This is a genomic window from Kitasatospora sp. NPDC057965 (genome assembly GCF_042887135.1).
Classification (GTDB): domain Bacteria; phylum Actinomycetota; class Actinomycetes; order Streptomycetales; family Streptomycetaceae; genus Kitasatospora.
Window position 1 is genome coordinate 76,242 of record NZ_JBHVPZ010000023.1, and the last position, 25,075, is coordinate 101,316.

The following is a 25,075-nucleotide window of genomic DNA, read 5'->3' on the forward strand; positions in this document are numbered from 1 at the left end:
ACCGTGCACGCAGACTTCTCGCGCCTGACCTTCCGGCCCGGCAGGCACTACTCCGCAGTGCTGACCCAGCAGGGCCGGGTCCAGCTGGACGCCGATGCCAACGAGCAGGCCGCGATCGAGCGGTACCAGCTGCGCACGCTCGCCGCCGACCTGATCGGCCGCCACGGCGGACCGGCCGCGGCGGCCGGGTTCGCGATCGTCCATCTGCCGGGCAGCCACGACCTGGACGACCTCGCCATCGGCGGCGGCCGCTACTACGTGGACGGCGTCCTGTGCGAGGCCGACCGGCCCGAGCCCGACCCCGCGGTGCCCGACGAGGGTGACCCGGGCGGCGGTGAGGCGGATGTCCGGCAGGCGCCCGCCGGCTGGACGTACTGGGACCAGCCGGACGCCTACCGGGACCAGGAGCGGCCCGGCGACCGGCTGCCCGGCGCATTCCCGTTCCTGGTCTACCTGAAGGTCTGGGAGCGCAGCGTCACGGCCGTCGAGGACCCGGAGATCCGCGAGGTCGCGCTCGGTGCGGCGATGCCCGACACGGCGGCCCGGGCCAAGGTCGTCTGGCAGGTACTCGCCCTGCCGGCCTCGGAGTTGGGAGCAACGGACGACGGGGAGTCCCGGGTGCGGGAGGCCTTCGACACGTGGGCCGAGGCACGGGAGCGGCCCGCCGCCCGGCTGGCCGCGCGCGCCCGGCGGCCGGAGCGGGCGAGCGAGGACCCGTGCCTGGCCCACCCCGAAGCGGGCTACCGGGGCCCGGAGAACCAGCTGTACCGGGTGGAGGTCCACCGCGGCGGCTCGGCCGGGGGCGGGGCCACGTTCAAGTGGTCCCGGGAGAACGGCTCGGTCGTCCTGCCGATCGTCTCGATCGAGGGCGTCTGGGTCGATCTCACCACGCTGGGCGACGACGACCGGCTCGGCCTTTCGGTCGGCGACCTGGTCGAGGTCACGGACAGCGCGTACGCCAGCCGGGAGGAGCCGGCGGACCTGCTGCAGGTGGAGGAGACCGACCTGCCGGGGCGCCGGGTGCGGCTGTCCGCCGAACCGGTGCCGGAGGTCGGGCGGCTGGCCGGGCGTCACCCATTCCTGCGCCGCTGGGACCACCGGGCGCCGCGCGGCCGGGACGCCCTGCCGCCGGTCGGCGGTGCGCTGCGGATCCAGGAGGGGACCTGGCTCGACCTGGAGGACGGCGTCCAGGTGTACTTCCGGCCGTGCGGCGAGTACACCCGGGGCGACTACTGGCTGGTCCCGGCCCGGACCGCCACCGGTTCGGTGGAGTGGCCGCAGAACGCGGCCGGCGAGGCACTGCTCCGGCCCCCGGCCGGCGTGCGGGTCCACCACGCCCCGCTCGCCTGGGTGACCGGCCCGGCCACGGTCGTCGACCTCCGGCAGACCTTCGCGCCGCTCGCCTGAGCCCGCGCCCGTGCCTTCTCCGCCACCTCGCCCCGCCGCCCACTCCGACGCCCTCACCGGCGGGTGAGGGCGTCGTCGGGCCCGCGCTGCGCTCCGCACCGTCGCGGGGCGCGGTGGGCTCCCTGCGGGGCGGACCGGGCTACCCGGCGACCGGGCTGCCGGGGGCGGGCAGGGCCACCTGCGGAAGGCGGGGGTCCGGCGTGGGCGGGATGACGTCGGCGGTCTCGACCATCCACCGCAGCACGGCGTCGCGCAGGCGCTGCTCGACCGCGGCGTGCTCGGCGAGGCCCGCCAGGTTGGCGCGCTCCTGCGGGTCGCTCGCGCGGTGGTACAGCTCCGCCGGCTCGTAGAGCCGCCAGACGTACGTCCACTCGCGGTCCCGGACGGCGACCGCCTTGCCCACCAGCGCGGGGTCCTCGTGCTGGAGGGCGCCCTTGAGGTCGTACGGGAAGCCCGGGCGCTCCATCTGGGGCTCCTCCTCGACGGTGAAGCCGCCCTCGGTGAAGGCGTACTCGCGGTGCGGGGCGGCCGGGTCGCGCAGCAGCGGCACCAGGCTGCGTCCGAAGTGGCGGTGCGGTGCCTCGACGCCGGCCAGCTCCAGCACGGTGGGCAGGACGTCGACCAGCTCCACCATGGCCTCGCTGACCTGCCCCCCGGCGAAGCCTCCGCCGCTGATGATCAGCGGGTCGCGCGTGATGCAGTCGTGCATCGCCGACGGCCACTTCTCGATCAGCCCGAAGTCGCCGAGGTACTCGCCGTGGTCGGCGAAGAACAGGGTCACGGTGTCGTCCGCGGCACCGGCGTCCGCGACCGCGCCCATCACCCGCCCGAGCTGGTCGTCCAGACGGGCGATCATCCCGTAGTAGGTGGCCACCACCTCGCGCCACTGCCCCGGGGTGACCTCGCCGGTGCCGTAGCGTTCGCGGACGGCCGCCATGTACCGCGGTTCGCCGGACGGGTCGCCGGGCGCGACGGGGTCGGGGAGGGCGTCGCGGTCGACCCGGGAGAACCAGGGCTCCTCGACCTGGAACGGGCAGTGCGGCGCCACCAGCGGGACGAACAGCACCCAGGGCTGCTCGGGCGGGTCCGCCAGCCACCGTTCGGCGGAGCGGATCGCGGCCTCGTCGGGGTCGATCCGCCCGTCGTCCGGGACCACGCCCCGGTAGAACAGGCGGGACCAGACGCCGTCGGGGTACTCCCCTCCGTAGCCGACGGTGGGCATGACCGAGAAGCCGTACTCGTGGACGCTCGCCTCGGTGACGCCCGGGGCGAAGGTGTCGCCGCGGGCGCCCGCCCAGGTGACGTGGTAGCCGGCGTCCTTGAGGATGCGCAGCAGGTTCGGCTCGTGTTCCTTGAGCAGGTGGGTGAGGGTCCGGTGGCCGGCCGTGTGCGGGTACCAGCCGGTGAGCACGGAGGCCCGGCTGGGCGAGCAGACCGGGTGCTGGACGTACGCCTGGTGGAAGGTGGTGCCCCGGGCGGCGAGGGCGTCCAGGTGCGGGGTGCTGACGTACGGGTTGCCGAACGCGCCGATCGCGTCGGCCCGCAGTTGGTCGGGCATGAGGATCACGAAGTTGGGGCGGCGGGTCATGTGCGTTTCCTAGTTCTGCGTTTCGTTCGGAAGCGGCCGGCTGTCGGCACGGCGGTCCAGCTCGGCCTGGACGGCGGCGACGTCGCGGCCGTAGGTGCGGTACAGCGGCGTGGCGAGGAGCCCGTTCGCGAGGACGACGACCACGACCGTCCACAGGAAGGTGCCCTGCAGCCCGATGGCGTCCCCCAGGAAGCCGACCACGACGGTGATCACGGCCCAGCCGATCCCCTCCAGGCCGAGGAAGACCGCGAAGGCCGCGCCGCGCAGTTCCGGCGGCGTGATGGCCATGACGACCGGCCGGTTGACCGACGGCTGGAGGCCCTGCAGCAGGCCCAGCAGCGAGAAGAGGACGGCGTAGATCCCGAGGTGGGTCCAGTCGATCTGGGTGGCGACGTAGGCGACGGCGCCGTATCCGAGCAGTGCGGTCTGCAGGACGGCGATGCGGCCCGAGCCGGGGAAGCGGAGCTGCACGCGGTCCGCGGCCAGCCCGCCGACGAGGTTGCCGGCCAGGTACGACAGCGAGGTGGGGAGGACCACCAGCGACGCCTCCGCGTTGCTGAACCCGCGGTCGTCGACCAGGAACACCACGCCGAAGGCGATCATCACGAACTGGGCGCTGAGCAGGCGTTGCAGGCACATCAGCGGGAAGCTGCGGATGCCGGCCAGCCGGCGCAGGCTCGCCCGGTCGAAGGCCCGGCCGCGCGGCGCGGCGGATCCGGCCTTCAGCGCGGCGAGCTGGCGCTCGGAGCCGCCGACGCCCGGGTCCTGGAAGAACAACAGGATGGCGAGCCCCGCGAGCAGTTGCAGGGCGCCGACGGCGAAGAATCCGTACCGCCATCCGCCGTCGACCCGGGACAGCTGCCCGAGCAGCGGGCCGAGGATCCCGGTGACCAGGGCGACGGTGCCGAAGAGGACACCGGCCGCCCGGCCGCGGGTCCGGTCGTCGAAGAGGTCGGCGAGGATGCCGTTGACCAGGGGGGCGCTGCCGACGACGCCGGCGGCGGCGATCCCGAAGAGCACCACGAGCTGAAGGTAGTTCTGGGCGAATCCGGTGGCTATCGTCCACACGCCCCAGAGGCCGGAGCTGACGGCGAGGACGTACTTGCGCGGGAAGCGCTGGGCGAGGCTCACCCAGAGCGGCCCGAAGACCACCCCGATGATCCTGCTGAGGGCGACGAGCAGGCTGAGCGCCGACAGCGGCAGGTTCAGGGCGGATCGCATCGCGGGGAACAGCACCGAGACGGCGCCCTGTTCGCCGCTGTCGGTGGCCATCGCGGCGCTGAGCAGGCCCAGTTGGCGCCAGCGGCCCTTTCCGGCCCGGCCGGCGGCGGCGACGGGCGGGGAGGCCACCGCGGCGGGCGGCGGGGAATTGGCGGTCATGTGGAACTCCCTTGGCGTGGCGCGCGTCAGTTGGGCCGGACGGACCGCTCGTCACGGGTCTGCAGCAGTGCCGCCCAGCGGGCCGCGAGTTCGGCGGTGCGGGGGCGGTCGGGGGCGTGCCAGGAGACCGGCACGTTCAGGGAGGCGAGGCGGGCTTCGAGGTCCTCGGCGAGGTGCGCGCGGCCGGTGTCGCGCAGGTGCCGGGCGTACCGCGCGGGGTCGTTGTAGTAGGTGGGCCCGGTCTGGAGGGTCGCCTGCATCGGGTCGGGCAGGCAGCCTGGGCGGCCGGCGTACTCGTGCCACCACTCGGCGAGGTGGGAGCGCATGACGGCGGCGAGTTCGGGCTCCTCGGCGAGCAGGTCGCGGGTGAGGTGGGGGTCCTCGGTGACGTGGAAGAGCTGTTCCCACTCGGCCCGGAAGGCCCCTGGGTGGTAGGTGCGGATGTAGAGGTGGTCGCGGGTGCGCACCGCGCGCTGGTAGGTGTGGGCGCCGTGGCCGAGGACCAGGTACGGGCGGGACTCGATGCTGCCGCCGCGCACCGCGGGGGCGAAGGAGGTGCCCTGCCAGCCGGCCGGGGTGGGCAGGCCGAGGAGGTCGCAGAGGGTGGGCGCGAGGTCGATGTTGTAGAGGAGCGCGTCGTTGCGCCGCGCCTCGGCGGGCAGCCGGTCGGTGACGCCGGGCCAGTACACGACCAGCGGCAGGCGGTGGGTCGGTTCGTTGGCCAGGCCGTGCTCCGCGTACGAGCCCTGCTCGCCGAAGGACTCGCCGTGGTCGGCGCTGACGATCACCGCGGTCTCCTCGGCGATGCCCAACTCCTCCAGGGTCGCCATGAGTTGGCCGAAGTGGTGGTCCCAGTAGTGGACCGCCCCGTCGTAGCCGTTGATCAGGTGCTCGAAGTCGGCGCGGGAGCGGACGGCGTCGGGCATGTTGTGCGGGACCGGGGAGGTGCCGTCGCCGGTCAGCGAGTAGTGCAGGTCGAGGGCGCTGCGCGGGCCGTAGACCTCGGCGTGGGCGGCGATGGTCTCCTCGTCGGGCCACTCCCGGACGGGCCCGGAGGCGGCCATCTTCTCGGTCCACTCGGCGGGTTGGGTGTAGTTGGTGTGCGGGTCCCAGTAGGTGAGGTGCAGGTACCAGTTCTCGTCGGCGGCGTGCCGGCGGATCCAGTCGGTGGCGGCGCGGTTGACGTCCTGGGCCTCCTCGTCGCCGAGGCGGGCGGTGGCGCGGACGGACTCGCGGAAGTTGGCGTGGAAGAAGTAGGCGCGGTGGCGTTCGGCGAACACCGAGACGGCGGCGGTGTAGTGGCCGCCGAAGCCGAGGACCTGGCCGAGCAGGGGGCGGTCGGGTTCGGGGCCGTGCCCGGAGTCGAGCCGGAACTGCGCGGCGGGCCCGAAGTGGCCGATCACGCCGTTGGTGATGCCGAACTGACCGCTCGTCAGTGCCGTCCGGGAGGGCAGACAGGGCGAGTCGGAGCAGTAGTAGCGCTCGAAGGTGACCGATTTCTCGGCGAGGGCCTGGAGGTGGGGGGTGGTGGGGCGGTGGTAGCCGTAGGGGGTGGTGTGGTCGGCGCGGAGGGTGTCCACGTCGACGTAGATGATGCGCATGAGGGTCTCCGGGGGGAGGAGTGGGGCAGGAGCGCACGCCGGTGCGGCCCGGCGGCGGGGGACGCGGGGCGACCGGTTGATCAGGGGGTGGGGGAAGTGCCGCGTGGGGGCGCGGCGGGCCGCGGATCAGCGGCCGAGCCGCGCCTCCAGGCGGGCCTTGGTGAGCTGGAGCCAGGCGATGTAGGAGGCTCCGTAGGCGTAGCCGTACTCATGGGCCATGGTGTGGATCTCACGGGCCCAGGCGGCGTCGAGTTCGGGGATCTCCGGGTCGTACCCGCCGCTGAGCGGCAGCGAGGCCGTCTCCGCGTGCTGTTCGAGGCGGAGCTCCAGTTCGGTGGTGACGATGTCCAGGGCGATCGCCGGGTCGAGCTGTCCGGCGAAGACGAAGCGCAGGGTGAAGTCGGGGTCCCTGGCGCGCGACGAGGGGACGAAGGGGGACTTCGCCCATTCCAGGAGCGCCGTGCGCCCGTCCTCCGTCAGCCGGTACACCTTGGCGTCCGGCCGGCCCTCGCGCGGATCGACCTCGAAGTCCACCCAGCCCCGCTCCACGAGCTTGGCCAGCCGCCGGTAGATGTGCGGGAGTTGGACGCCGTACCCGATGTAGCGGCCCGGCCCCTCCATCCAGCGACGCAGGTCGTAGCCGGACAGCCGGCGCAACGCCAGCCCCCCAAGAATCACATAGTCGAGCTGCATGGGCGGCACCTATGTTCTAAGGAACTTATGCCCCACAGATTCATCCACCGGTAGGCGGATGTCAAGACTCCGCTTCCGGCCCGTTACGCGTCCGCCGCGCAGCGGAAGCCCGCGTGCCCGCTGGAGCTGTCCGGGCTGTTGGCGGTGCGGGCGGCCACCCGGTAGCGGTTGCAGTAGGAGCGGTGGCACATGTGGGACCCGCCGCGGATGACCTTGTCGGTGCCGCCGGCGGGGCCGGTGGGGTCGACCGCCGGACGGTCGGCCGGGTGGTCGGTGGTCCACCAGTCGGCGCACCACTCCCAGACGTTGCCGGACACGTTGTACAGGCCGAAGCCGTTGGGCTCGAAGGCGTCGACGGGGGCGGTGCCGCGGAAGCCGTCGGCGGCGGTGTTGCGCACCGGGAAGGTGCCGCGCCAGATGTTGCAGCGGTACTCCCCCGCCGGGTCCAGCTCGTCGCCCCACGGGTAGCGCGCCTGCTCCAGGCCGCCGCGCGCCGCGTACTCCCACTCGGCCTCGGTGGGCAGCCGCTTGCCCGCCCAGGCCGCGTACGCCGCCGCGTCGTTCCAGGACACGTGCACCACCGGGTGGTCGCCGCGGTCCTCGACTCCGCTGCCCGGGCCCTCGGGCCGGTTCCACACGGCACCGGGCACCCCGCACCACCAGGGGGTGCGCTCGGGGCGCGGGGCGCCGCGGCGCAGCGCGGCGGGCAGGAAGGCCGCGAAGACGTAGGACCAGCCGATGCGCTCGGCCTCGGTGCGGTACCCGGTGTCGGCGACGAACGCGGCGAAGCGGTCGTTGCTGACGGCGTGGGTGTCGATCCGGAAGGGGCTCAGCCGTACCGGGCGCACGGGGCCCTCCCCGTCGGCGGGGAAGCCCTCCGCGTCCTCGGTGCCCATCAGGAACTCGCCGCCGGGCAGCAGCACCGTCCCGTCGGTGACGGGCACCCGGAGCGGCGAGGGCGCCGGGGCCGTCGGCGGGACCGGCGTCATCGCGCCGCCTCCGGACGGCATGCAGCAGCGGGCGGGCGCGGTGGGATCGGTCATGCGCGGGTCCTCTTCGTATCGGACTGGGCCTCTCGCCCGGAGCTATGTTCTAACGTACATAGCTCCTCGACCCCGGCCAAGAGCGGCGGCCGCCCCTACCACCAGCGTCGGCGGCCCCGCAGGTAGTCGCTGGTGGCGTACAGCCAGCGCCCGTACGCCCGGGTCACCAGCGGGCCGGGCACCAGGCGGTCCCAGCGCGGCGGGTGGTAGCGGTAGGTGTACTCGGTGGCGGCCAGCCGGGCGATCGGGGAGACCCGCCGGGAGCGGAAGTGCTCGTAGCGGCGCAGCGCCGCGGTGAGGTTTCCCGGCCGGTGGGCGAGCAGCCGGGCGAGCACCCAGGCGTCCTCCAGCGCCTGGTTGGCGCCCTGGGCGACGATGGGCGGCATCGTGTGGGCGGCGTCGCCGAGCAGGGTCGAGCGCTCGCCGCCCCAGATCCGGCGGACCCGGTGGGTGTGGTGCGGGAACATCTCGATCTCCGCCTCCCGGAGGCCCTCCAGTACCGCCGGCACCGGCGCGGCCCAGTGGGCGAAGCGCTCGCGCAGCAGCGGCAGGGCGGGCGCGCCGGCTGCGCCGGACACGCCGGACACGCCGGGCCCGCCGGGTCCGCCGGGGCGCCACGGGAAGCTGAACCACCACTGCAGGGTGTCCGGCCCGGCGGGCAGCAGTCCGCAGAAGCCGGCCCGGCCGTTGATCATGAGCCCGTGGTGCGGACCGGTGATCCGGGGGCGGAGGTCGATGAGGCCCTGCCAGGTCGCCCAGCCGGCCGGCTCGGTCGGGTCCTGGCCCCACAGGTGCCGCCGCACCGCGGAGTGGTGGCCGTCGGCCCCGATCAGCAGATCGCCCTCGGCGGTGTCGCCGTCCGCGAGGACGGCCTGGACGCCGGAGCCGCCCTCCTTGGCCCGCACGAACCGGCGCCCGTACTCGACGGTGCCCTCCGGCAGGCCGTCGGCGAGGCGGGCGAGCAGGTCGCGGCGCGGCGCGGTGATGCTGGGGTGGCCCAGCCGGCGGGCCGCGTGCGCGACATCGATGGAGTAGAGGTGCTCCCCCGCGTCGGTCCGGTTCTCCAGCCGGTCGATCCGTGTGCCCAGCCCCTCGGTGGAGACCCCGAGCGCACGGAGGACGCCGACTCCGCCGCTCCAGACCGTGATCGCCGAGCCGGTGGTCCGGGGGCTCGGTGCCTGCTCCAGCACGGTCACCTGGTGCCCGGTCGCGAGCAATCCCCGGGCGAGTGCCAGACCACCGATTCCTGCGCCAATTACCAGTAACCGCATGGAAGATGATCCCCCAGTTGTGAATACATCGACGGGTGGGTTCAGTGCGGCCCGAATGCTTTTATAGTACGAACGAGAGCTCCCGAGTGTCACGCCCCACCCGCTACTGGCCACCAGTCCAGATACCGAGGGTTACTATCGTGCGCACTGATCTGAAAGTGGCCGTCTCCCGTGGGGTGGACCACCTGCTGTCGATCCAGGAACCGGACGGCTGGTGGTCCCGCTGTCCGGACGCGAATGTGATGGTCGACGCGGTCGACCTCTTCATCCGCGAACTGCTGGGGGTGCGCGACGAGCGCGTCCTCGCGGCCACCGCCCGCTGGATCCGCTCCCGCCAACTCCCCGACGCCGGCTGGGGCCTGTACCCGGGAGGCCCCGGCGACCTGTCCACCACCGTGGAGGCCTACCTCGCGCTGCGGCTGGCCGGGGACGCCCCCGAGGAACCGCACATGGCGGCCGCGGCCCGCTTCGTCCGCGCCCAGGGCGGCGCCGAACGCTGCCGCCTCGAAGCCCACCTGTGGCTGGCCCTGTTCGGCCAGGAGGACTGGCGGGCCGTGCCCACCGTGCTCACCGAGGCGGTGCTGCTGCCGCCGCGCGCGCCGCTCTCGCTCTACCGGATGTCCACCTGGGCCCGGCTGACGATGGTGCCGCTCGGCCTGGTGCACCGCTCCCGGCCCCACCACGACCCCGGCTTCCGGACCGACGAACTGCGCACCGGCCACCCCGTCCCGCCCGCGCTGCCGCCGGCCCTGCGGGCCGTGGACCGCGCGGTCGGCTGGTACAACGCGCACGCGCTCGGCCTGCCGCGCGGCCGGGCCGTCGAGCGCGCCGTCCGCTGGATCACCGACCGTCAGGAGGCCGACGGCGCCTGGCTGGCCTGCAACGTGGCCTCGGTGTTCTGCCTGCTCGGCCTGCACGCCGCGGGCCTGGGCGCCGAGCACCCCGCGATCCGCGCCGGACTGCGCGGGCTGGACGGCTTCGCAGTCTGGGAGGAGGGTCCGGACGGCCCGGTCCGCCGGATGAACTGCATGCCCACCCCGGTCTGGGACACCGCCCTGTGCGTGACCGCGCTCACCGACGCCGGCCTGGACACCGACCATCCCGCCCTGCTGCGCGCCGCCCGCTGGCTCGCCGGACAGGAGGTCACCTCGCACGGCGACTGGGCCGTCGCCAGGCCCGGCCGGGCCGCCGGCGGCTGGTCGGTCGGCTTCGTCGAACAGGCCTTCCCCGACTGCGACGACACCGCGGTGGTCGTCGACGCGCTCTCCCGGGTGACGGCCCCCGACCCCGCCGAGGCCGCCCGGCTGCGCGGCGCCGCCGTGCGCGGAACCTCCTGGCTGCTCGCCATGCAGTCCTCCGACGGCGGCTGGGCCGCCTACGACGCGGACAACACCTCGTGGGCCGTCTCCCGCCTCAGCACCCTCGACTTCACGGAACTCACCGACCGGCCCTGCCCGGACATCACCGCGCACGCCCTGGAGAGCCTGGCCCGCCAGGGCCTGGCGGCCGACCCGAGGATCCGGGCCGCCGCACACTGGCTGGCACGCCACCAGGACGCGGACGGCTCCTGGTTCGGCCGCTGGGGCGCCAACCACCTGTACGGCACGGGGGCGGCGGTCACCGCGCTGCTGAGCGCCGGCGTCCCGCCGCACAGCCGACCGGTGCGGCGCGCGGTCGACTGGCTGACGAACCATCAGAACACCGACGGCGGCTGGGGCGAGAGCCTGCGCTCGTACGACGACCCGGCCTGGCGCGGCCGTGGCCCCTCCACCCCCAGCCAGACATCCTGGGCGCTGCTCGCCCTGCACGCGGCCGGTCTGCCGTCCGACGACGAGCGGGTCGACCGGGGGCTGTCCTGGCTGGTCGCGGCGCAGCGGGAGAACGGCGGCTGGGACGAGGAGCCGTTCACCGGCACCGTCCTGCCGCGGCAGTTCTACATGAGCTACCCGATGTACCGCCACCTCTTCCCCGTCATGGCGCTCGGGCGCTACCAGCGCTGACCCGCGCCACTCCGAAGAATACCGGCGCCCCCCCGGACCACCGGCGCCGTCCTCGGCCTGCGCTTCCCCGGACCACCGGCGCAGCCCCCCCCTGGACCGGCACTGCCCCGAACCCTCGGCAACCACCGGCGACCACTGGCGACCACCACGAACGGAGTTCCGTGAAGAAGCCCAGAGTCAAGGCCAACGACCTCACCCAGTACGACGACCTCGCCGACCAGTGGTGGGACCCGCGCGGCCCCTTCGCCGCGCTCGGCTGGATCGCGGCCAAGCGCGGCGAGCTCATCCCGCCCGCCGACCGGCCCGGCGCCCGCCTGGTCGACGTCGCCTGCGGCGGCGGTCTGCTCCACCCGTACCTGGCCGGCAAGGGTTACCGGCACATCGGCGTGGACCAGTCCGAGCGCTCGCTGGAGGTGGCCGCCGCCCACGGCGTCGACGAGACGGTCCTGGCCGACGTCGCCAAACTGCCGTTCGAGGACGACAGCGTGGACGTGGTGGTCGCCGGCCAGTGCCTGGAGCACGTCCCGGACCCGTACGCCGTGGTCGCCGAGTGCTGCCGGATCCTGCGCCCGGGCGGCACCCTGCTGCTCGACACCATCGCCGACACCTTCCTGGCCCGGGTCCTCATCGTCACGCTGACCGAGAACCTCCCGCTGCCCGGGATGGCCCCCAAGGGCTGCCACGACCACCGGCTCTTCGTCAACCGGCTGCGCCTGGCCCAGACCGCCGCGCTCGGCGGGGTCGAACTGCGGCTGTACGGGCTCTGGCCGCAGGCCCGGGCGCTCATCCCCTGGTTCTTCAAGCTCCGGTCGACCGTCCCGATGTTCCCCACCCGCTCCACCAACGTGATGTTCCAGGCGATCGGCACCAAGCGCCTGCCGGCCTCGGGCGACGCGCGGTGACGGTGGAGTCCGCGCCGGCGGCGTCCGCCCGGACCCGCCCGGGCGCGCGGTCCTGGCTGGTGGCCGCCGGCCCACCGCTGGTCCTGGTCATCGTGCTCCAGGGCCTCTACGCGGTGGCCGTCGCCCGCCAGGTCCATCCGCTGGAGCCCTGGCGGGTGGCGCTGACCCTGCTCGTACTGGTCCCGGACTGCGTCGGCCGGCGCTACGTCAACGACTACGAGGACTACGTGCGCGGCCTCGACAGGACGGACCGGGTCCGCCCCGAGAGCGCCCTCGCGCAGGGCCTGGACATGCGCCGGCTGCGGATGGCCGGGCTCGGCTGCTTCGCCGTCGCCTGGATCGGCCTGGCCGTGCTCGCCGCCACCACCTCCTGGTGGCTGCCGCCCCTGATCGCGCTCTGCTACCTCGCCTACTTCGGCTACGCGGGCGGCCCCCGGCCGCTGGGCCACCGGGCGCTGGGCGAACTGCTGGACTTCGTGGTGACCGGCTTCGGCGTCACCCTGATCCTGGCCTGGCTGAACGCGGGCCACGTCGACGCCACCCTGCTGCTCGCGGCACTGGGCCCGGGGTTCCTGTTCGCGGCGCTGATGCTGCACAACAACGCCCGCGACACCGAGAAGGACGCGGCGGTCGGCAAGACGACCCTGCCGCACGTGGTCAGCCCGGCGGTGACCAAGCTGCTGTACGGCGGCTGCCTGGCCGGCTTCTATCTGGTCGTCGCCGCCGTGGCCGGGCGGCTGCACGCGGCGGGCGTGCTGCTGCCGCTGCTCACCCTGCCCTGGGCCGCCGCGCTGGCCGTCTCGGTCGCCCGGTCCCGGATCGGCCCGTCGATGATCTCCTGGGCCTGGCTGTACTACCTGATGATCGCCGACTTCGTCCTCTTCGCGATCGGAGCGTGGATCTGAGATGCCGCCCGCTGGAACCGGCCCCGCGCCGCAGGGCCCGGACCTCCCCCGGCTCGCCGGCGACCTGTCGCGCGTCCGCGACCGCGTCGTCAAGGAGCTGACGCTGGACGACCCGGCGATCGAGGACGCCCTGCAGCACCTGGTCCGCCACCCCGGCAAGTTCCTGCGCCCCGCCCTGGTGCTCGGCGCCGCCGACCTGCTCGGCGCCGACGCCCCGGCCAGTGAGCAGGTGGTCACCGCGGGGGCGGCGGTCGAACTGCTCCACCTCGCCACCCTCTGCCACGACGACCTGTGCGACCGGGCCGGGGTCCGCCGCGGTGTGCCCACCGTCAACGCGCGCTACGGCGACAGTGCCGCCCTGGTGCTCGGCGACTACCTGCTCGCCACCGCCCTCGGCCTCGCCGCCACCCTGGGCCCGGAGGCGGCCGCCGCCGCGGCGCACTGCGCCCGGCGGATCTGCGTCGGACAGCTCGTCGAACTCCGCGAGACCGGCGACCCGGACCGCACCGTCCCCGGCTACCTCGCCGCCGTCTCCGGCAAGACCGCCGAACTCCTCTCCTTCAGCGCGCAGTTGGGCGCCATCGCGGCCGGCGCCGACGAGGGCCGCCGGCGGGCCCTGGCCGCCTTCGGCCACCACCTCGGCGTGGCCTTCCAGATCTGGAACGACCTCGGCGACCTCACCGCACCCGGCGAGGGCGCCGGCCGGGACCTCGGCAACGCCGTCTACACCCTGCCCGTCCTGTTCGGGCTGGAGACGGCGGGCGACCGGCTGCGCCCACTGCTGTCCGCTCCTGACCAGAACCACGACCAGGACCACGACCGGACGGTCGCCGAGGTGCTCGCCGTGCTGCGCGACTGCGGCGCCCTGCAACGGGCCGCCGACACGGCGGGCGCCCGGCTGCGCACGGCCTTCGACTGTCTGGAGGCCGCCGACCTGCCCCGGCCGGCCGGCGTACCGGCGCTGCGCCGGATGCTGGCCGGCCTCCTGCCCGAGGTGGCGCAACTGCTCGACGCCCCACCCGGGACGGCCGGCTCCGCGAAAACGGCCCGCCCCGCGAAGGCGGCGGGATGAGCACCGCGGCGGTTCCCAGGCTCACGCCCGCCGAGGTGCTGCGGTTCGCCGCCGACCCGTTCACCGGCATGCTGCGCGCCCAGCGCGTCCACGGCGACGTGGTGGAGGTCGGGTACGGCCGCCAGCGCTCGACCTTCCTCTTCGGGCCGGAGGCCAACTCCTTCGTCTTCGCCAACCCCCAGCTGTTCTCCTGGCGCGACTCCTTCGAGGTGATGCTCCCGGTGCTCGGCGAGAGCGCCCTGCTGGTGAGCGACGGCGAGGGCCACCGCAGGCGCCGCCACCTGGTGCTGCCCGCCTTCCACCGCCGCCGCATCGAGGACTACGTCCGCCTGATGGCCCGCAACACCGCCGCGACGGTGGACCGTTGGGACACCGGTCGGCGCGTCGACCTCTACCGCGAGCTGCGTGCGCTGATCCGCCGCAACACCGTCGAGTCGCTCTACGGCTCCCGGCTGGCCGCCCAGAACGACGCCATCGGCGCCCGGCTGCAGATCGCCCTCGACGCCACCGACCTGCCCCTCGGGCTGCAGCTCTTCCTCACCCGCGTCCCCAACCCGGTCACCGCCCGGGCCGAACGGGCCCGCCGCTGGGTCGCCGAGCGGGTCCAGGCCGAGATCGAGCACCGGCGCCGCCACCCCGAACCGGACGGCGACGGCCTCGGCGCGCTGCTCGCGGCCACGGACGGCGCGGGCTGCCCGCTCGACGACGGCGAGATCCAGGACCAGGTGATCAGCCTGATCGTGGCCGGCTACGAGACGACCAGCGCCGCCATGGCCTGGGTGGTGCACGCCGCCCTGAGCACCCCCGGGACGTGGGAACGGGCCCGGGAGTCCGTCACCGCGCTGCTCGGCGACGAACCGGTGACGGTGGAGGCGTTGGAGAAGCTCGACTACCTGGACGGCGTGGTGCAGGAGGCGCTGCGCCTCCACCCACCGGTGGTCGTCCTGCCCCGGGTCACGGCCCGGGAGGTCGAGTTCGCCGGCCGGCGGCTGCCGGCCGGCACCCGGCTGGCGATCAGCCCGTACGTGACGCACCGGATGTCCCGGGTCTGGCCCGAGCCCGCCCGCTTCGTCCCCGAGCGGTGGCACAGCGACCACCCGCTGCACCGGGAGGTGACCCCGGCCGGCTTCCTGCCGTTCGGGGGCGGCCGCCACCGCTGCATCGGCGCGCCGTTCGCGACCGCCGAACTCAAGACCATCCTCGTGGAGCTGCTCCGACGGACCGAGCTGACGCCAACCGGCCCGGTGACCCCGGTCAGCATCATGGCCATGCGCCCCCGCCGGGGAGTCCCCGTCGTGGTGCGCCGACGAAAGGCAGGCTCGCACGGATGAGGATCACCATCGTGGGCGGCGGCATCGCCGGGCTGACCACCGCGCTGAGCCTGCACGCCGCCGGCTTCGAGCCGCTGGTGTGCGAGGCGGCGCGGAGCATCGAGGCGGTCGGCGTGGGGATCAACCTGCTGCCGCACGCCGCCCGGGAACTCGCCGAACTCGGCCTGGCCGGCGAGCTGGACGCCGTCGCGCTGCGCCCGCGCCGGCTGAACTACTACGACCGGGCCGGCGCGCCGGTGTGGGAGGAGGCGCTCGGCGTCGACGCCGGCTACCGCTGGCCGCAGTACTCCGTCCACCGCGGCCGGCTGCACCTGCTGCTGCTCGCCGCCGCACGCGAGCGCCTGGGCCCGGACGCCGTCCGCACCGGCCTGCGGTTCCGGCGTTTCGAGCAGAGCGCGGACGGGGTCCGGGCCCACTTCCTGGACCGGGCGAGCGGCGCCCCGGTCGTCGAGGAGTCCGACCTGCTGGTCGGCTCCGACGGAATCGACTCCGCCGTCCGCGCCCAGCTCCACCCGCACGAGGGCCCCTCCCACTGGAACGGCGTGCACATGTGGCGCGGCGTCGCGCCGTACCCGCACATCCTCGGCGGCCGGTCGATCGCCGTGGCCGGAGGCAGCCCCGGCGCCAAGTTCGTCGCCTACCCCATCGAGGACCCCGCCACCGAGGGCGGCGACGCCCTGATGAACTGGGTGCTGGAGGTGCGGCACGGCCCGTCCGCCGCACCGCTGGACCGCTCCAACCGCCGCATCGCGCCGGCCGAGGCGCTCGCCGCTCTGGCGGACTGGAACCTGCCCTGGATCGACCTGCCCACCCTGGTCGGGAACTCCTCGGCGATCTTCGAGTACCCGATGCTCGACCGCGACCCGCTGCCCCGCTGGAGCTTCGGCCGGGTCACCCTGCTGGGCGACGCCGCGCACCCGATGTTCCCGATGGGGATGAACGGCGGCTCGCAGTCCGTCGTCGACGCCCGGGTGCTGGCCTGGTGCCTGGCCCGGGAGCACGACCCGGTGGCCGCCCTGCGCCACTACGACGAGCTGCGCCGCCCGACCGTCAACGCCGTCGTGCTGGGCAACCGGGAGCTGGGACCGGAGGAGATCATCGCCCTGGCCGCGGAGCACGGCGGCCCGCTGCCCGCCGACCGGGCCGAGGCCATCGCGCGGGGCTACAAGGAAATCGCCCTGGCCACCGTCGCGCAGGTGAACGCGCACACCTCCTGGACGGTCGCCCGCGACGCCGCCGACCGGGCCCGCTGAGGCCCCGTGACGACCGCCCCCGCCCGCCGACGGCCCAGGGTCGGCCACATCGCGTTCCTCAACTGCCTGCCCCTGCTCTGGGGGCTGGCCAGGACCGGCAGCCTGCTCGACCTCGACCTGACCACCGGCCACCCCGGCCGGCTCGGAGCCGCCCTGGTGGCCGGCGAGCTGGACATCGGGCCGATCAGCCTGGCGGACTACCTGGGCAACACCGACCGGCTGGTCGCCCTGCCGGACATCGCCGTCGGCAGTGACGGGCCGGTGATGTCCTGCCTGATCGTCAGCAGGGTGCCGCTGTCCAGGCTCGACGGCCGGACGGTCTCGCTCTGCTCGACCAGCCGGACCTCGGTGCGGCTCGCCCGGCTGCTGCTGCGCGAGCGGTTCGGCGTCCGGCCCCGCTACCGGGTCCGGCCGCCGGACCTGCCGGTGATGCTCGCCGACGCGGACGCCGCCGTGCTGATCGGCGACCCGGCGCTGCGGGCCGCCCTGCGCCACCCCGCGCCCGCCGGCCTGGAGGTGCACGACCTGGGCCGGCTCTGGCGGGAGTGGACCGGGCTGCCCTTCGTCTTCGCGCTCTTCGCCGCCCGCCGCGACCTCGTACGGCGGGATCCGGCGACCGTGCACGAGGTCCACGCCAAGCTGCTGGCCGCCCGGGACCTCGGGCTGCGCGAGGTGGACCGGCTGTGCGGACGGGCGGCCCGCTGGGAGCCGTTCGACGCCGCGGCCCTGCGCCACTACTTCACCCGCGCGCTCGACTACGGCCTGGGCCCGCGGCAGCTGCTCGGCATCGCGGAGTTCACCCGCCTCGCCGGCGGCCCCGCCGCGGGCTTCCCCGCCGACGCCCGGCTCGACCTGCTGAACGCCTCCGCCATCACCGCCGAGCCCTGAGCGGGGGTGCTCAGCGAGCCCCGGCCGGCACCCGGCGCAGGGCGGCCTCCCCCGGCACGCCGGACACGGTGCCGTCGGCGTGGCGGTACAGCCGGCACGACAGGCTCGGCACGGCCCCGGGCGGGGCGAACGGGTCGCTGCCGTCGACCAGAACGGTCGGCGACCCGTACATGCCCCGCCCGACGGCCTCGGCCTCGTCGCGCACCTCGACCAGCTCCACCTCCGCCTGCCGCCCGTCCAGAGCGGCCTCGACCAGCTCCACGGCAGGCCGGGCGTTGGGGTAGCCCACCACCGTCAACACCGTGATCCGCATCCGTCCGCCCTCCGGTTCATTCCTCCGGCGCCTCTCGACCGCTCCGTGGTCCTCAGCCGCAGCGCCGCCTCGGCGGGCCTGACCATGGCCCCGTAACCGCTACCCGGCGGCGCTCACCGCCGGGGCCGTGCCGCGCAGGAACACCCCGAAGCGGGTGCGGAGCCGCCGCACCTCCCACCAGGCCACGGCGGTCACGCCGGCCGGTCCGCCGAGGACGCGCACAGCTGGACGGGCGGCGGACCGGGCGGCGGACCGCCGAACAGCAGGCCGGTCAGGGCGAGTTCCCGGACCAGCACACCGGTCAGCACCGGAGGGAGCGCCGCGTGCGCCCGGTCCAGGGTGAAGGCGGTGCGGACCACCGCCGGCGAGGCGAAGGCCACGACCATCAGCACCCCACCGCGACAAGTTCCCCCCGCCGCCTCGATGCCAGGGCCGCCGGACCCGCCCGCGACCCCGCGCGCCAGGTCGTCTCCCGGTCCCGCGCCGGTCGGCCTCCGCCGACCGCCACCAGACCCGAACGGCCGTGCGGGTTCACTCCCCGTGCGCAGCGCGAGGTGCTGCCGGGGCCCGGGTGTGCACAGGGTGGTGGCAGCCCCACCCCATTCGAAAGGTTGGAATCATGGGCATATCACTGCCCCGTTCCCCGCTCCTCACCGCCGCCACGGTGGCGCTCGCCACCTGTGCCGTCGCCGCCACCGCCGCCCCCGCCCTCGCCGCCCAGGCCGGGGGCGGGCCGAGTGGGGGCGGCCGGCCGGGCGGCGGGGAGAAGCCGACGGTGGTCCTGGTGCACGGCGCGTTCGCCGACGCCTCGGGCTGGGACGCCGTCGTCGAACGCCTGCTCGCCGACGGCTTCCCCGTCCTGGCCCCGCCCAACGAGCTGCGCGGCGTGGCCAACGACGCAGCCTCCGTGGCCGAGTTGCTGAAGAGCATCACCGGCCCGATCGTGCTGGCCGGCCACTCCTACGGCGGCGCGGTCATCACCCAGGCCGCGGCCGGGAACCCGAACGTGCAGGCCCTGGTCTACGTGTCGGCGTTCATGCCCGACGTCGGCGAGTCCCCGGCCGAGCTGTCCGCCAAGTTCACCGGCAGCGAGCTCGGCACCGCGCTCAACCGCGTGCCCTTCAAGGACCGCGGCGGCAGCGGCACCGACCTGTACATCAAGAACGACAGGTTCCACGACGTCTTCGCCGCCGACCTGCCCGAGTCCCGGGCCCGCCGGATGGCCGCCGAGCAACGCCCGGTCTCCGAAGCCGGGTTCGGCGAGAAGCTCACCGCCGCCGCCTGGCACGACATCCCGTCCTGGTTCGTCGTCTCCGAGCAGGACAAGGCCATCGCCCCCGACCTCGAACGCTTCGAGGCCGAGCGTGGCAGGTCGCGCACCGTCGAGATCGACTCCTCGCACGTGTCGATGATGTCCCACGCCGATGTCGTCACCCGCCAGATCCGCGAGGCCGCGAGCACCGGCCGCGGCGGAAGCGACGGGCGCGGCGGACGCGGCGGCACGGCCCCGGCCGAACTCGCGGCCACCGGCTCCCCCACCCGGGCCCTCGCCGCCATCGGCGCCGCCTCCGCCACCGCGCTGCTCTCCGGTACGGTGCTCACCCGCGTCGCCCGCCGCCGCAGCACCCGCTGAACGCGCCCGCCGAACGCGCCCTCCGAACGCCCGCTGTCCGCCCGTACCCGAGGACCCGGTACGGGCGGTCAGCAGCGCCCCGGGCCGCCCCCGGCCAAGCGAACCAACTCGACGCCCCAGTCGATCAGTTCAGCCTCTCCGCCACGGGGCACCAGGGTGAAGACCTGATCGTGGAGCCAGCGCCGCACCGGTTCCACCGGCACGTCGATCACAGCGGTCCCGTCGTCCGCCCGGAGCGTGATCCGCAGCTCACGGCGGCCGTGGCAGCGGCACGGCGGCGCAACCCGCACATCGCCGATCCCGGCCGGCCGGTGCAGGCCCTTGCGCAGCAGGTCGCGGCAGAACTCCCAGGCCGAAGCCGCCCGGGCGAGGCCGGGGAACTCCACGACCACCGCGAACGGCGCGCCCCGACGGTACCCGAAGCGCACCGGGAGGTCGACGAACCGCCCTCCACCGAGCTCGAGCCGGGCGTCCAGCGTGAGCGTGGTGGAGTCTTCGGTCACGCGCCCGTGCCGGGGTCGGCGACCAGGTGCTCGGCGAGGAACCAGACCTGGGTCTCACCGGTGCGGACGATCTGGGAGACCAGCAGGTCCTGGGTGCCGTCGTCGCCGAGCTGCGCCGTGCGCGTGGCGGCGTCGCGCACGTCGCCCAGGATCGCCTCGTGCGCGTCGAGGAGCCGCGAGAGCATCGAGCGCACGTCCTCGACGCCGTCCGGCGGGCGCGGCACGCCGGTGATCTCGGCGGCGTGCCGGGGGTCGCCGACGGCGACGCCGCCGAGCATCTGCACCCGCTCGGCGAGGGCGTCGATCAGCTCCAGCTGCTCCTGGGCGTGCTTGTCGAAGAGCAGATGCAGCTGGTAGGCCGTCGGCCCGCGCATGCCCCAGTGGTACTTCTTGTAGAGCGAGTAGAGGAACTGGGTGTCCGCGAGCACACGGTTCAGCCGCTGGCAGGAGTACTGCCGGGCGTCGTGGGAGAGCGCGATCGGCAGCTGGGCGACGATGCCGAACTCCTGGAGCTCGGGGCCGTGCTGATGGAGGCGCGGCTGGCTGGTCATGGTCACTCCTGGTGCGGTGCGTACGGATGGCCGGGTTCTTCGGGTCACCAGGCTAGGAACCCGCCGCCCCGGGTCCTGTCCCCACGGCGCACGGCCCGCAGCCGCCCAGCGCACCCGGAAACCGTCGGACCGGCGAGCCCGCCGGGGCGGCAGGCACGCGCAGGTGGCCCGGATCACAGGAACTCCGGGGCCCGTGCGGGCAGGTCAGGGCATGAGCACTGCTTCCACACCCCGTCGGACCGTCCTGCGCACCCTGGCCGTCGCCGTCACGCTGGTCGGCGGCCTGACGCCCGCCTGGAGCGGAGCGGCCGTCGCCGCCGAGCCGCCGACGTACACCCTCACGATCCGCCACCTGGACCGCGCCGGCCACACGCCCGCGAGGTACGTCACCTCCGTCCTCGGCATCTCCGGCGCCGGCGCCGACCGCACGGAGCAGCCCTACGACGCCTCCGGCGTCACCACCCTGCGGCTGCCCAAGGGCCGGTACCTGCTGGAGAGCACGCTGTTCACCGAGCGGGCGGCCGACGGCACCGACTGGATCGTCCAGCCCCGGCTCGACCTCGACCGGGACACCACCGTCACCGTCGACGCGCGGACCACCGCCCCCGTCGACGTCCGGCCCGCCGACGGCTCCGCGCACTTCCTGCAGGCCGGGATGTTCCTGGAGGCCACGCACGAGGGCGCCACCAGGATGGCCAGCATGGTCAAGCTGACGCCGAACCCGCTGCGGGTGGCCCACCTCGGCCCCGACAGCGAACCCGGGTCGGTGCGGCAGTGGTACGACACGTACTGGGCGAGCGACACGGACACCTACGCGCTCGGCCGGACCTTCTCCGGCACCCGCGCGCTGACCGGACTCACCCACCACTACACCGCGCCGGAGCTGGCCACCCTGCGGATCCGCGGCGCGGCCCGGCCGGGCACCGGGGGGAGGGCGACCTTCGATCTGGGGCCGACCCCCGGACCGGCCGCCGGACCGACCATCGGCGTCGTGCAGGAGATGGCGTTCCCCGGCACCGCCACCGTCCACGTCACACCCCAACGCGGCACCTGGGACCTCGGCGTCGCGGCCCCCGGCGCCACGGGCGCCCCGGCGAACCGCTACTTCGCCAACGGCCTCGCGCTGCGGGCCGGGACCACGACCACCCACACCTTCGAGGGCCCGGTCTTCGGCCCCGCGCTCGCCGACCGGGCCGGTCTCGAACGCGACGGCGACACGATCACCGCGAACCTCCCGCTGCTCGCCGACGGCGACGGCCACGTGCCCTCGGCGCCGTCCTTCGACACGGCCTACACCGCGCTCTACCGCGACGGCGCGCTGATCGGCACCCGCTCCGGGGCGGACGCCGCGGCCGGGCGCGCCGCGTTCACCGTGCCCGCGGCCCCGGCCTCGTACCGCCTGGCCGCCACCGTCACCCGCAAGGCCGCGACCGGCGCGACCACCCGGGTGAACGCCTCGTGGACCTTCCCCTCGGCCGCGACGACCGGGCCGACCCCGCTGCCGGTGAGCGTCGTGCGGTTCTCGCCCGAACTGGACCCGGACGGCACCGCCGCGGCCGGCAGCCCGATCCGGGTGCCCGTCACCGTGCAGGGCGCCGCCGCGAACGGCCGGGTCCGCTCGCTGACGGTCTCGATGTCCGCCGACGGCGGCGCCTCCTGGACCCGGCTCCCGGTCGACGCCGGCGCCGTCACGGTCCCGAACCCGGCGGCGGCGGACACCGCCGTCTCGCTGCGCGCGGAGCTGACCGACGCCGACGGCAACACCCTCGACCAGACCGTCGTCGACGCCTACCGCACCCGCTGACACTCGCTCGCTCACCCGCCCGGCGTTCGGGCGGGCGGGCGAGCAAGCGGTCACCCTGGTGATTCCGCCGATCGCGCTGCCCGGCATCGTCACCGGCCCCTCGGCCGAGGAGGGCCTCGGCGGACCTCGGGGCGCACACCTTGCGGACCTTCCGGTACATCACCTTCCCGGCCCTGTGGCCGGCGCTCCCGGCGGGCGGGCTGCCGGCCTTCGCGCTCTCCTTCGACGAGATCGTGGTGACCGCCTTCACCGCCGGACCCGGCGTCCAGACCCTGCCGCTGTGGATCCACGCCAACCTGGCCCGGCCCAACCAGACCCCCGTGGTCGACGTCGTGGCCGCGATCCTGGTGCTGCTCTCCGTCGTTCCGGTGTACCTCGCCCCACGGCTGTCCGCCGGATCCCGCGGCCCGGCCTGACCGAGCGGCCCGCCCCGGCCCGGTCAGGCCCAGAAGTCCAGCGCCAACTCGGCGAATTCCTCCGCGCGTTCGATCTGCGGCATGTGACCGGTGGCCCGGAACAGGTGGGTACGGGCCTTCGGCAGGGCCACCCGGGCCGCGGCCAGCTGCCGGGCAGGCAGCACGCGGTCGCGCTCGCCCCAGACGACGAACACCGGCAGACCCAGCGCGCCGACCCCGGCGAGCAAGTCGCGCCGCCAGGCCTCGCGGGCGCCGCGCGGCGAGCCGAGGTCCGCCAGGACCTCCAGCATCGCGTCCGCCGCGCCGGGCCGGTTCGCCAGGCGCAGCGCGTGCTCGATCCGGGCGGTCGTGGCGAACGACGGGTCGTGGAAGATCGCCCGCTCGGCCCGGGCGACGGCGGGGCGGCCGGGGCGGCTCAGCAGCATCCGGCCCAGCGGGCGGACCGCCAGGATCCGCAGGGCGGCGGTGACTTCGCGGCCGAAGCCCGCGCTGCCGGCCAGCAGCAGGCTGTGCACCCGGTCGGGCGCGTCGACGGCGAGCCGCATGGCGACGGCGCCGCCGAGGGAGTTGCCCGCCACCCGGACCGGCTCGCGCACGCCGAGTTCGTCGAGGAAGGCGCGCACCGCGGCGGCCAGGGCGGGCAGGGTGGCCGGACCGGGCAGCCGTTCGGAGCCGCCGAAGCCCGGCAGGTCGAGGCTGATGACGCGGTGCCCCTCGGCGAGGAGCCGGTGCTGCTCGCTCCAGTCCTCCAGGGATCGGGCGAGGCCGTGGATCAGCAGGACCGGCCGGCCCGTCCCGGTGTCGCGGTAGCGCACGCGCCGCCCGGCCACCGTGACCGTTCGCGGGCCGTCACCGCCCGCCGCCCCGGCCGCGACGGGCGAGGAGAAGCGCAGGGCGGCGTCGGCCGCCGGGCCCTCGGCCAGGATCCGGCGGTCGCGCGGGTAGTTCTGGTGCACCCGCCACGGGGCGGTCGTGCCCTGGCTGGGGAAGTCCTCCAGCGCGCGCCGGACGTACCCGGAGCTCAGGCCGATCAGGGGCTCGCGCTCCAGGGTCGCGGGCGCGACCGGGGTGACCACCTGCTGCCCGGTCGCGTCCAGGTGGGTCAGCAGGCGGCAGACGTAGCGGGCGACCAGGTCGGCCTTGAGGGTCCAGGAGGCGTTGGTGTAGCCGATGGTGAAGGCGAAGTTGGGGATGTCGGAGAGCATCATCGCCCGGTACGCGACGTGCCGTCCGAGCTCGATCTCCCGGCCGTCGACGGCCAGCCGCATCCCGCCGAGGGCGAGCAGGCTGAGCCCGGTGGCGGTGACGACGATGTCGGCCGGCAGCTCGGCGCCGGACTCCAGGCGCAGGCCGTCCGGGGTGAGGCGCTCGATCCGGTCGGTGACGACCTCGGCGCGGCCCGAGCGGATCGCCCGGAAGAGGTCGGCGTCCGGTACGGCGCAGAGCCGCTCGTCCCAGGGGGCGTAGCGCGGGGTGAAGTGCGTCGCCACGTCGTAGCCGGCGGGCAGGCTGCGCCGGACGCCTCCGATCAACAGGCGGCGCGCCAACCGGGGTGCCCGGCGGGCGAGTTGGTAGGTGGCCAGGCCCACCCGGATGTTCTTCCAGCGCACGATCCGGTTGGCGGTGCGCGGCGGCAGCGCCCGGCGCAGCGTGTCGGCGAGGACGTCCCGGGCGGGGAGGCTGACCAGGTAGGTGGGGGAACGCTGCAGCATCGTCACCTTGGCGGCCCGCGCGGCGAGCGACGGCACCAGGGTGACCGCGGTGGCGCCGCTGCCGATGACGACGACGCGCTTGCCGGTGTGGTCGAGGTCCTCGGGCCACAGCTGCGGGTGGACGAGGCGGCCCGCGAAGTCCTCGGTGCCGGGGAAGTCGGGTGTGTGGCCGCGGTCGTAGCGGTAGTAGCCGCTGCAGGCGTAGAGGAACCGGCAGGTGAGCGTCACCGTCCCGCCTCCGCCGCCACCGGGGTCGCCCGGGCCGCCGGGGTCGCCGGGGTCGCCGAGTTCGGCGGTCACGGTCCAGCGCGCCTCGGCACTGGACCACTCGGCGCGCACCACCCGGTGCCGGTAGCGGACCAGGCGGTCCACGCCGTACTCGCCCGCCGTGCGCCGGATGTACTCGCGGACGGAGGTGCCGTCCGCGATCGCCTTCGCGCCGGTCCAGGGCGCGAAGGCGTAACCGAGGGTGAACATGTCGGTGTCGGAGCGGACGCCGGGGTAGCGGAAGAGGTCCCAGGTGCCGCCGATCGCGTCCCGGGCCTCCAGGATCGCGACGGACCGCCCGGGGTGCTCGCGCCGCAGGTGACAGGCGGCGCCGATGCCGGACAGCCCGGCTCCGACGATCAGGACGTCGAGGTGCTCCGGCCCGGTCGGCCCGGTCGGCCCGGTGTGCGCGGTGTGCGCGGTGTGCGCTGCGGTGTCCACGGGGGTCATCGCTGGGGCCTGGCCCAGCCGGCGGTTCGGCGACATGCCGCCCAGCCTCGAAACCGCACGCGGCGCGTGTCAAGCCCCGGCCGACCTCCGGC

General features: G+C 74.8%; 21 protein-coding genes and 1 pseudogene. 11 read left to right on the top strand and 11 right to left on the bottom strand.

Features of this window, described 5'->3' with window-relative positions:
- The first annotated feature begins 3 nt into the window (after positions 1–3).
- Positions 4–1,407: a DUF6519 domain-containing protein gene (locus ACFVVU_RS27330; protein WP_387792845.1), complete on the top strand. Its 1,404-nt coding sequence runs from the start codon at positions 4–6 to the stop codon at positions 1,405–1,407.
- 139 nt (positions 1,408–1,546) lie between these two features.
- On the opposite strand, the gene ACFVVU_RS27335 is transcribed toward ACFVVU_RS27330, so the two are convergent.
- From ACFVVU_RS27335 to ACFVVU_RS27360, 6 genes are all read right to left on the bottom strand, one after another.
- Positions 1,547–2,995: a sulfatase-like hydrolase/transferase gene (locus ACFVVU_RS27335; RefSeq protein ID WP_387792847.1), complete on the bottom strand. Its 1,449-nt coding sequence runs from the start codon at positions 2,993–2,995 to the stop codon at positions 1,547–1,549.
- A gap of 9 nt (positions 2,996–3,004) precedes the next feature.
- Entirely contained in the window at positions 3,005–4,375 is a 1,371-nt protein-coding gene (locus ACFVVU_RS27340) for an MFS transporter (RefSeq protein ID WP_387792848.1), read from the bottom strand.
- Between the two features lie 26 nt (positions 4,376–4,401).
- The gene (locus ACFVVU_RS27345) at positions 4,402–5,976 is read right to left on the bottom strand and encodes a sulfatase (protein ID WP_387792850.1); all 1,575 of its coding nucleotides are present in this window, start codon (positions 5,974–5,976) and stop codon (positions 4,402–4,404) included.
- A 126-nt stretch (positions 5,977–6,102) separates the two neighbouring features.
- Complete coding sequence (locus ACFVVU_RS27350; RefSeq protein ID WP_380679706.1) at positions 6,103–6,669, bottom strand: PadR family transcriptional regulator; 567 nt, start codon at positions 6,667–6,669, stop codon at positions 6,103–6,105.
- A gap of 83 nt (positions 6,670–6,752) precedes the next feature.
- Positions 6,753–7,712: a formylglycine-generating enzyme family protein gene (locus tag ACFVVU_RS27355; protein ID WP_380679709.1), complete on the bottom strand. Its 960-nt coding sequence runs from the start codon at positions 7,710–7,712 to the stop codon at positions 6,753–6,755.
- 95 nt (positions 7,713–7,807) lie between these two features.
- On the bottom strand, positions 7,808–8,983 hold the full coding sequence (locus ACFVVU_RS27360; RefSeq protein ID WP_387792852.1) for an FAD-dependent oxidoreductase: 1,176 nt from the start codon (positions 8,981–8,983) through the stop codon (positions 7,808–7,810).
- Between the two features lie 140 nt (positions 8,984–9,123).
- Here ACFVVU_RS27360 and shc point away from each other — a divergent pair, with 140 nt between their 5' ends.
- The 7 genes from shc (at position 9,124) to ACFVVU_RS27395 (ending at position 17,334) form a co-directional block, all read left to right on the top strand.
- Positions 9,124–10,983, top strand: coding sequence for a squalene--hopene cyclase (shc, locus tag ACFVVU_RS27365; RefSeq protein WP_387792854.1), 1,860 nt, complete (start codon positions 9,124–9,126; stop codon positions 10,981–10,983).
- Between the two features lie 161 nt (positions 10,984–11,144).
- The gene (locus ACFVVU_RS27370; protein ID WP_387792856.1) at positions 11,145–11,885 is read left to right on the top strand and encodes a methyltransferase domain-containing protein; all 741 of its coding nucleotides are present in this window, start codon (positions 11,145–11,147) and stop codon (positions 11,883–11,885) included.
- Positions 11,882–12,790, top strand: a complete 909-nt coding sequence (locus ACFVVU_RS27375) for a prenyltransferase (RefSeq protein ID WP_380679720.1) — start codon at positions 11,882–11,884, stop codon at positions 12,788–12,790. Before ACFVVU_RS27370 ends, ACFVVU_RS27375 begins: the two co-directional genes overlap by 4 nt.
- Position 12,791: 1 nt before the next feature.
- Positions 12,792–13,862, top strand: a complete 1,071-nt coding sequence (locus tag ACFVVU_RS27380) for a polyprenyl synthetase family protein (RefSeq protein ID WP_387792858.1) — start codon at positions 12,792–12,794, stop codon at positions 13,860–13,862.
- Positions 13,859–15,193 carry a cytochrome P450 gene (locus ACFVVU_RS27385; RefSeq protein WP_387792859.1) on the top strand — a complete coding sequence of 445 codons (1,335 nt, stop codon included), beginning with the start codon at positions 13,859–13,861 and terminating at the stop codon, positions 15,191–15,193. The genes ACFVVU_RS27380 and ACFVVU_RS27385 overlap by 4 nt, the downstream gene beginning before the upstream one ends.
- Positions 15,190–16,446 carry an FAD-dependent monooxygenase gene (locus ACFVVU_RS27390; protein WP_387792861.1) on the top strand — a complete coding sequence of 419 codons (1,257 nt, stop codon included), beginning with the start codon at positions 15,190–15,192 and terminating at the stop codon, positions 16,444–16,446. The genes ACFVVU_RS27385 and ACFVVU_RS27390 overlap by 4 nt, the downstream gene beginning before the upstream one ends.
- 6 nt (positions 16,447–16,452) lie before the next feature.
- Entirely contained in the window at positions 16,453–17,334 is an 882-nt protein-coding gene (locus ACFVVU_RS27395) for a menaquinone biosynthetic enzyme MqnA/MqnD family protein (RefSeq protein ID WP_380679732.1), read from the top strand.
- A gap of 10 nt (positions 17,335–17,344) precedes the next feature.
- Here the strand turns inward: ACFVVU_RS27395 and ACFVVU_RS27400 are convergent, their stop codons facing one another.
- Together ACFVVU_RS27400 and ACFVVU_RS27405 are read right to left on the bottom strand one after the other, a co-directional pair.
- Positions 17,345–17,647 (bottom strand): hypothetical protein, encoded by a 303-nt coding sequence (locus ACFVVU_RS27400; RefSeq protein WP_387792863.1) that lies wholly within the window; start codon positions 17,645–17,647, stop codon positions 17,345–17,347.
- 191 nt (positions 17,648–17,838) lie between these two features.
- A complete protein-coding gene (locus ACFVVU_RS27405; protein WP_387792865.1) occupies positions 17,839–18,039 on the bottom strand; it encodes a hypothetical protein in 201 nt (66 codons plus the stop codon).
- 227 nt (positions 18,040–18,266) lie between these two features.
- Here ACFVVU_RS27405 and ACFVVU_RS27410 point away from each other — a divergent pair, with 227 nt between their 5' ends.
- Entirely contained in the window at positions 18,267–19,280 is a 1,014-nt protein-coding gene (locus ACFVVU_RS27410; protein WP_387792867.1) for an alpha/beta fold hydrolase, read from the top strand.
- Positions 19,281–19,348: 68 nt separating this feature from the next.
- Here the strand turns inward: ACFVVU_RS27410 and ACFVVU_RS27415 are convergent, their stop codons facing one another.
- Positions 19,349–19,783, bottom strand: a complete 435-nt coding sequence (locus tag ACFVVU_RS27415) for an SsgA family sporulation/cell division regulator (protein WP_387792869.1) — start codon at positions 19,781–19,783, stop codon at positions 19,349–19,351.
- Positions 19,780–20,334: a Dps family protein gene (locus ACFVVU_RS27420; RefSeq protein WP_380679747.1), complete on the bottom strand. Its 555-nt coding sequence runs from the start codon at positions 20,332–20,334 to the stop codon at positions 19,780–19,782. Before ACFVVU_RS27420 ends, ACFVVU_RS27415 begins: the two co-directional genes overlap by 4 nt.
- Before the next feature lie 211 nt (positions 20,335–20,545).
- Between ACFVVU_RS27420 and ACFVVU_RS27425 the strand changes: the two genes are divergently transcribed.
- Together ACFVVU_RS27425 and ACFVVU_RS27430 are read left to right on the top strand one after the other, a co-directional pair.
- A complete protein-coding gene (locus tag ACFVVU_RS27425) occupies positions 20,546–22,138 on the top strand; it encodes a serine protease (RefSeq protein WP_380679750.1) in 1,593 nt (530 codons plus the stop codon).
- A gap of 113 nt (positions 22,139–22,251) precedes the next feature.
- Positions 22,252–22,554, top strand: a pseudogene (locus ACFVVU_RS27430) (ABC transporter permease); the annotation flags it as partial.
- Positions 22,555–22,577: 23 nt separating this feature from the next.
- Here the strand turns inward: ACFVVU_RS27430 and ACFVVU_RS27435 are convergent.
- Complete coding sequence (locus tag ACFVVU_RS27435; protein ID WP_387792871.1) at positions 22,578–25,019, bottom strand: alpha/beta fold hydrolase; 2,442 nt, start codon at positions 25,017–25,019, stop codon at positions 22,578–22,580.
- Between the last annotated feature and the right edge of the window lie 56 nt (positions 25,020–25,075).

Bases quoted from the DNA above. Each gene is read 5' to 3' on its own strand.
- ACFVVU_RS27345 (WP_387792850.1), bottom strand. From the start codon at position 5,976: ATGCGCATCATCTACGTCGACGTGGACACCCTCCGCGCCGACCACACC.
- ACFVVU_RS27335 (WP_387792847.1), bottom strand. From the start codon at position 2,995: ATGACCCGCCGCCCCAACTTCGTGATCCTCATGCCCGACCAACTGCGG.
- ACFVVU_RS27420 (WP_380679747.1), bottom strand. From the start codon at position 20,334: ATGACCAGCCAGCCGCGCCTCCATCAGCACGGCCCCGAGCTCCAGGAG.
- ACFVVU_RS27400 (WP_387792863.1), bottom strand. From the start codon at position 17,647: ATGCGGATCACGGTGTTGACGGTGGTGGGCTACCCCAACGCCCGGCCT.
- ACFVVU_RS27380 (WP_387792858.1), top strand. From the start codon at position 12,792: ATGCCGCCCGCTGGAACCGGCCCCGCGCCGCAGGGCCCGGACCTCCCC.
- ACFVVU_RS27435 (WP_387792871.1), bottom strand. From the start codon at position 25,019: ATGTCGCCGAACCGCCGGCTGGGCCAGGCCCCAGCGATGACCCCCGTG.
- ACFVVU_RS27340 (WP_387792848.1), bottom strand. From the start codon at position 4,375: ATGACCGCCAATTCCCCGCCGCCCGCCGCGGTGGCCTCCCCGCCCGTC.
- ACFVVU_RS27425 (WP_380679750.1), top strand. From the start codon at position 20,546: ATGAGCACTGCTTCCACACCCCGTCGGACCGTCCTGCGCACCCTGGCC.
- ACFVVU_RS27360 (WP_387792852.1), bottom strand. From the start codon at position 8,983: ATGCGGTTACTGGTAATTGGCGCAGGAATCGGTGGTCTGGCACTCGCC.
- ACFVVU_RS27385 (WP_387792859.1), top strand. From the start codon at position 13,859: ATGAGCACCGCGGCGGTTCCCAGGCTCACGCCCGCCGAGGTGCTGCGG.
- ACFVVU_RS27350 (WP_380679706.1), bottom strand. From the start codon at position 6,669: ATGCAGCTCGACTATGTGATTCTTGGGGGGCTGGCGTTGCGCCGGCTG.
- ACFVVU_RS27355 (WP_380679709.1), bottom strand. From the start codon at position 7,712: ATGACCGATCCCACCGCGCCCGCCCGCTGCTGCATGCCGTCCGGAGGC.
- ACFVVU_RS27410 (WP_387792867.1), top strand. From the start codon at position 18,267: ATGGGCATATCACTGCCCCGTTCCCCGCTCCTCACCGCCGCCACGGTG.
- ACFVVU_RS27390 (WP_387792861.1), top strand. From the start codon at position 15,190: ATGAGGATCACCATCGTGGGCGGCGGCATCGCCGGGCTGACCACCGCG.